Annotated in this window: 2 protein-coding genes; both read right to left on the reverse strand. The window is 68.5% G+C overall.

What is annotated here, in order from left to right; all coding sequences use genetic code 11:
* Window positions 1–477 precede the first annotated feature (477 nt).
* On the reverse strand, window positions 478–4,008 hold the full coding sequence (locus tag VM306_RS17215) for an FkbM family methyltransferase (protein ID WP_325516005.1): 3,531 nt from the start codon (window positions 4,006–4,008) through the stop codon (window positions 478–480).
* 19 nt (window positions 4,009–4,027) lie between these two features.
* Window positions 4,028–5,371: a type I glutamate--ammonia ligase gene (gene glnA, locus VM306_RS17220; RefSeq protein ID WP_325516006.1), complete on the reverse strand. Its 1,344-nt coding sequence runs from the start codon at window positions 5,369–5,371 to the stop codon at window positions 4,028–4,030.
* Window positions 5,372–5,470: the final 99 nt, after the last annotated feature.

The raw sequence follows: 5,470 nt of genomic DNA on the forward strand, positions 1-5,470 counted from the left end.
ATAAGGATCGTTGTGATCGCTCCAGACGGAATATGTCTGGCAATCTGTCTATCTACTCAAAGGAATACTCCTGACGAGGAGTATTCATATTACTGGCTGTTTTTCGGCACGCTGTTGAGTTCTCAAAGAACACGCGCTCACCGGTTCCATTCTCCGTTTCCGGAGAGTTTCTCTCGGGGCTTGTGTTGAAAGCTTAGCCAGTTCGTTTTCGCTTTGTCAAATCGGCCTCTCGGGCGATTCAGGCTCGGCGCAAACTCGCTTCGCATTCAGTTTTTCGCTTGGTTCAGAAGTTATCTGAGTGGCTTTTCCGGTGTCAAATCGGGGTCTTTTCGGATCCCGGACAGCACGATAGGCCGTTCATTTACTTCTGGGGGTTTGACGCCGACAAACTTTACCCGACCCGATCCGCAGTGTCAACCGCTCGTTTCGGGGTCTCGCTTGCGACCTGGAGAAAGTTACTGACGGGGACGGTCAAAGTCAAATCGCCTGGTCAGCGGGCTGTTTGATCGGCACGGACGGGGAGGGAGCAGCCGGCTTGGCCCCGACCGGACGCGGCCGGAGCCACAGGGAGATGGAACGGAGTCCCTCCATCGCCCTCACGATCTGGTCCGGGGCGGCTGCCTGGCGGGTGGCCAGCGGGACCAGGTCGTAGCCCCAGACGCCGAACTCCTTGAGGACCGTCACCGGATCGTCACCGAAGTCGGCCGTCGAGGTCGCGGAGAACTCGAGGAACACGTGCGGCCGGTCGCGGCGCAGCAACCGGACGAGGCCGGCCAACGCGCGATGCCCGCGGCCAGGGGTGTCGACCCGTACGACGGAGAGCTTCATGCCCTGGACCAGGGGGATGTCTTCGAGTTCCTTGTCCAGGCGCACCGACCGGACCTTCGGCGCGTCTTCCGCGGCGTCCTCCGCCAACGGTGACACGGCCACACCGCCGGTCAACGTCGGTGAGGCGGCGAGCTCGCCCGCGCTCTCCCAGGCCGCACCCTCGATCACGGTCAGACGGGAGGCGACGGCGGCGGGCAGGTTCGCCGAGGCGTTGTGCCTCAGCAGAGCCGCTGCCGAGGCGTCGGGCTCGACGGCGACGACCGCGCCCATCAGGCCGAGGCGCGACAACACCCTGACGGAGTGGTAGCCGACGTACGCGCCGACGTCGAGGAAGATCCCGTCCGGCTCGAGCACGGAGTCGAGCAGGTCAGCGAGCTCGGGTTCCCACACGCCGTTGGACGACAGCAGCGGGAGCATGAACGCGTCGTCGGCGGGCAGCCGGAGCATGCCCGCGTCGCACAGCACCAACGACGAACGCACTTCGGGCGCGTCACCGGAGGTCTCGTGCTGGCGGACGACCACGCGTCGCAACGCGTCCGCGGTCTGTTGTGCGTGGTTGGCCGCACGGATCGCGACGTCGAGCCGCGAGTCGCGTTCGCGGAACACCTCGACGACCTTGGACTCCAGGCCGTCGATCCGGTCGAGCGTCCGGTCCAGCGCGACGGTCAGCTTGTCGATGCGTTCGGCCAGGACGTCGGTGGCCTTGGCCCGCTTGGCGGCCTCGGCGACGACGGCGTCCTCGATGTCGCGCATCCGGCGGCCCTGACCGGCCATGTCGGCGCGGGCGCGCACGACGCCGTCGTCGATGCCGATCAGCTGGTCGCCGAAGTGCGACTGGCGTTCCGCGACCTGTTCGACCTCGGCGCGCAGCAGCTCCAGCTCGCCGGCGCCGACGCCGGCCTTCAGCGCGTCCTGCCGGTTGACCAGCTCGGACACCGTGCGTTCGACCCCGTCGATCAGGGTGTGCAGCACCTGGCGCATGTGGTTGTCGTAGTGGTCCAACGCGCGCAGGACGACCTTGCGCAGCGCGGGTGCCATCGGCGTCCGATGAGGGCCGTCCACGGTGGGTTGGCGCAGTAACGCGTGCTTGGCCGACTGCAGTGCGAGCATCGGGTCGACTTCGGCCTTCGGCTTCGGCCGGCGTGCCCGCCATCCCCGGTACGCGTGTTCGACGCGTTCACGAACGACTTCGCTGACGCGCGCAACGGAGCGCACGGACAGCACGTGGTCACGTCCGGCCGCACCCAGCGCAGCTGCCGTGGGCAGGTCATCGGCCAACGAACGCAGCAGTCGCGAGGCAGCCTGCACGTCGGGTTCGGCGCCCTGGTGACACGGTACGAGAACCGCCGTCTTGCCGAACAGCTCCGCGACGGCGCCGTGGTCCGATGCCACGATCGGAACGCTTCGCACGGCCAGTTCGGCCAGCCTCAACGCGATCCGGTCGTCGGCCCCGCCGCGGTGCAACGACACGACGGCGTCTGCCGTCGAGCAGACGTCCTCGTCCTCGACCAGGGAGATCCGCTGGTCGGCGGCGGTGGCCAGGCGCAGCCGCTCGGCGGCTTCCGGGTGGTCGAACGCATTGGAGACCGCGATCCGCAGCTCGACGTCCGTCCGGTCGGGGAACGCGGTCAAGAAGGCGGACACGGCACCGAGCACGTTGCCTGAGCGATCCAGCGCATGGTCTGCGATCGCCGCGAACACCACCACTTCGCCCGACTCGTGCTCACGCGCACCAACGTCGTGTACGGGCACAGGCACCACACGCACGATGGGGCCGCCGATGCGTTCGGCGGCGGCGCGCGACACGTCGGACGACAGCCACAGCTCGTTCACGCCCGTGCGGTCGTCCGCGGCGGTGGCGTCCAACGCGACGTCGACGACGAACCGCCCCGAGGGCACCTCGTCAGCAGGAGAAGTGCGCAGGACGACGGGGTAGCCGGCGGACGTCGACACCGGCAGACCGGACGCGCGCGCGGCGGCGAGCATCCGTTCCGCCAACGGCCCTGAGCCCACGACGGAGACACCGAGCTGGTCCAGCAATGCCGGCCCCTCGGACCGTGGCTGCGGCACGGCGGGCGCCGGCAACCGGCCGGTCGCCACGCCCACGCTGGCGCACCACTCGCGCCACGCGTCGGCGTCCGCGCCGAACGGCGCGGGGAACTGCTGCTGCAGCGACGTGTCGGCACGCCACACGGCGTCGGCCCAGCGCGTGCCGCCGTGCTCGGTGGCCTCGCACGCCCACATGAGGAACCCGCCGCCGCCGTCCTCACCGAACGCCGGTGGTGGCGTCGGCTCCGACACCCGGTAGTCGGCGCGCAGTCCTGGCGGGATCTGGGTCCCGTCGATCAGGGTGCCGAACCGGTAGGGCACCGGTGCGACGGTCCAGCCGCACCTCACCAGTTCGGCGCGGTAGGCGGTGCAGAGTTCGGCGACCTCGGGGTGTTCGGAGAGAAGTACACGGGGGCGTTCGGCGAAGTCGGCGGACAGCAGCCACGGGCGGCGTGGGTCGAATCCGCGGAAGTGCACGGTCAGCAGGTCTTGACCGACAACGGCCAACGCGCCGGTCTCGGTGCGGTGCAGCGGCCTGTCGGCCACGTTCCAGACGGACACCCCGACCCGTGCGTCACGCACGACGTGATGCGGCACGATCGCCGGCATGTCCAACGAGGTCAGGTAGGGCTCGGCGCCTTTGCTGACCGCGATGAAGCCGGGGTCGAACGCGCCCAGCTCGTGCAGCTCGGCGGGGCCGGGCTGCAGCCCGTCGGACGGCAACGGCCGCAACGTGCGCGGCAGCAGCACGACCGGCGCGTTGCGCAACGCCTCCAGCACGAGCTTCGTCAACGACCCGAACACCTGCACCCACGGGTCGAGGTACAGCACGGGCATACCCTGTGACAGCAGCGCCTCCAGCAGCCTCGGCACCATGGCGGCCTTCAGCTCGGAAGCGTCCATCGAGGTCGCGAGCACGTGCAGCTCGTCCTCGGACACGTCGATGTCCTGCGGCGTCATCAGGCCCGGTCCGGCGTGCTCGGGCTGCGCGTCGACGACGAGCGCGACGAACCGCCCCTCCGGGTGCTCGTCGAGGAACGAGCTGGACAGGACCTTGACCGCGGGCAGCTCCGCCGCCGTGGCGACCGTGCACGCGCAGATCGTCGGCTGGAACTGGGGTACCTCTGTCACGGAGAGCAACGTATCGGCCTCACAGCACCGGAAGAAGTGTGCGCAACTCGTACGGGGTGACGCTTCGACGGTACGCGTCCCACTCCGTCCTCTTGTTGCGCAGGAAGAAGTCGTAGACGTGCTCGCCCAGGGCTTCGGGGAGCAGCTCCGAGTTCTCCATCTCGGTGAGGGCCTCGCCGAGGTTCTGCGGCAGGTTGGCGTAGCCGGCGGCGCGCCTCTCGCGGTCTGTCAGCGACCACACGTCGTCCTCGGCGGGCGGCGGCAGCTCGTAGCCCTTCTCGATGCCCTTGAGCCCGGCGGCCAGAACGACCGAGTAGGCCAGGTAGGGGTTGCACGCGGAGTCCAGCGTGCGGACTTCGACACGGCGCGACGACGACTTGCCCGGCGAGTACATCGGCACACGGACCAGCGCGGAGCGGTTGGCGTGACCCCAGCACACGGCCGTGGGTGCCTCACCGCCGACGATCAGCCTCTTGTACGAGTTGACCCACTGGTTCGTGACGCCGGAGATCTCTCGCGCGTGCTTGAGGATGCCCGCGACGAACTGCTTGCCGATGTCGGAGAGCTGGTACGGGTCCTCCTCGTCGTAGAAGGCGTTCCGGTCGCCCTCGAACAGGGAGAAGTGGGTGTGCATGCCCGAGCCCGGCTGGTCGGAGAACGGCTTGGGCATGAACGAGGCGCGCACGCCCTGCGTGATCGCGACCTCCTTGACCAGGTACCGGAAGGTCATGACGTTGTCCGCCATGGTCAGCGCGTCGGCGTAGCGCAGGTCGATCTCCTGCTGGCCGGGTGCGCCCTCGTGGTGGCTGAACTCGACGGAGATGCCCATCGCCTCGAGCGACTCGATGGCGTGGCGGCGGAAGTGCGTGGCGGTCTCGTGCGAGGTCTGGTCGAAGAAGCCGCCGTTGTCCGCGGGCTCGGGCTCGCTCCCGTCGGCGGACAAGCTCTTGAGCAGGAAGAACTCGATCTCGGGGTGGACGTAGCAGGTGAACCCGGCCTCGCTGGCCTTCGACAGCGTGCGGCGCAGCACGTGGCGCGGGTCGGCCCACGACGGGGAGCCGTCCGGCATGGTGATGTCGCAGAACATGCGCGCCGAGTAGTTCGTGCCCTCGGGTGTCTGCCAGGGCAGCACCTGGAACGTGGCGGGGTCCGGCTTCGCGACCATGTCCGACTCGTAGACGCGGGCGAAGCCCTCGATCGCGGAGCCGTCGAAGCCGATGCCCTCGGAGAACGCGCCCTCCAGCTCCGCCGGGGCGATCGCCACCGACTTGAGGTACCCGAGCACGTCGGTGAACCACAACCGCACGAACCGGACGTCGCGCTCTTCAAGCGCGCGGAGTACGAAGTCTTCCTGCTTGCCCATGGGGGCAACGATAGGGGTTACGGGTCACTGCTGCGTGACGGGTCCGCGGACTACTTGTCCGGCACGCGGTCCAGGTCGGCCAGCCACACCCGGGCGTTG

The organism is Lentzea sp. (genome assembly GCF_035525475.1).
Taxonomy (GTDB): domain Bacteria; phylum Actinomycetota; class Actinomycetes; order Mycobacteriales; family Pseudonocardiaceae; genus Lentzea.

What these genes read in the sequence shown, in the direction of transcription:
- glnA (WP_325516006.1), bottom strand. Translation starts at nt 5,371, where the DNA reads ATGGGCAAGCAGGAAGACTTCGTACTCCGCGCGCTTGAAGAGCGCGAC.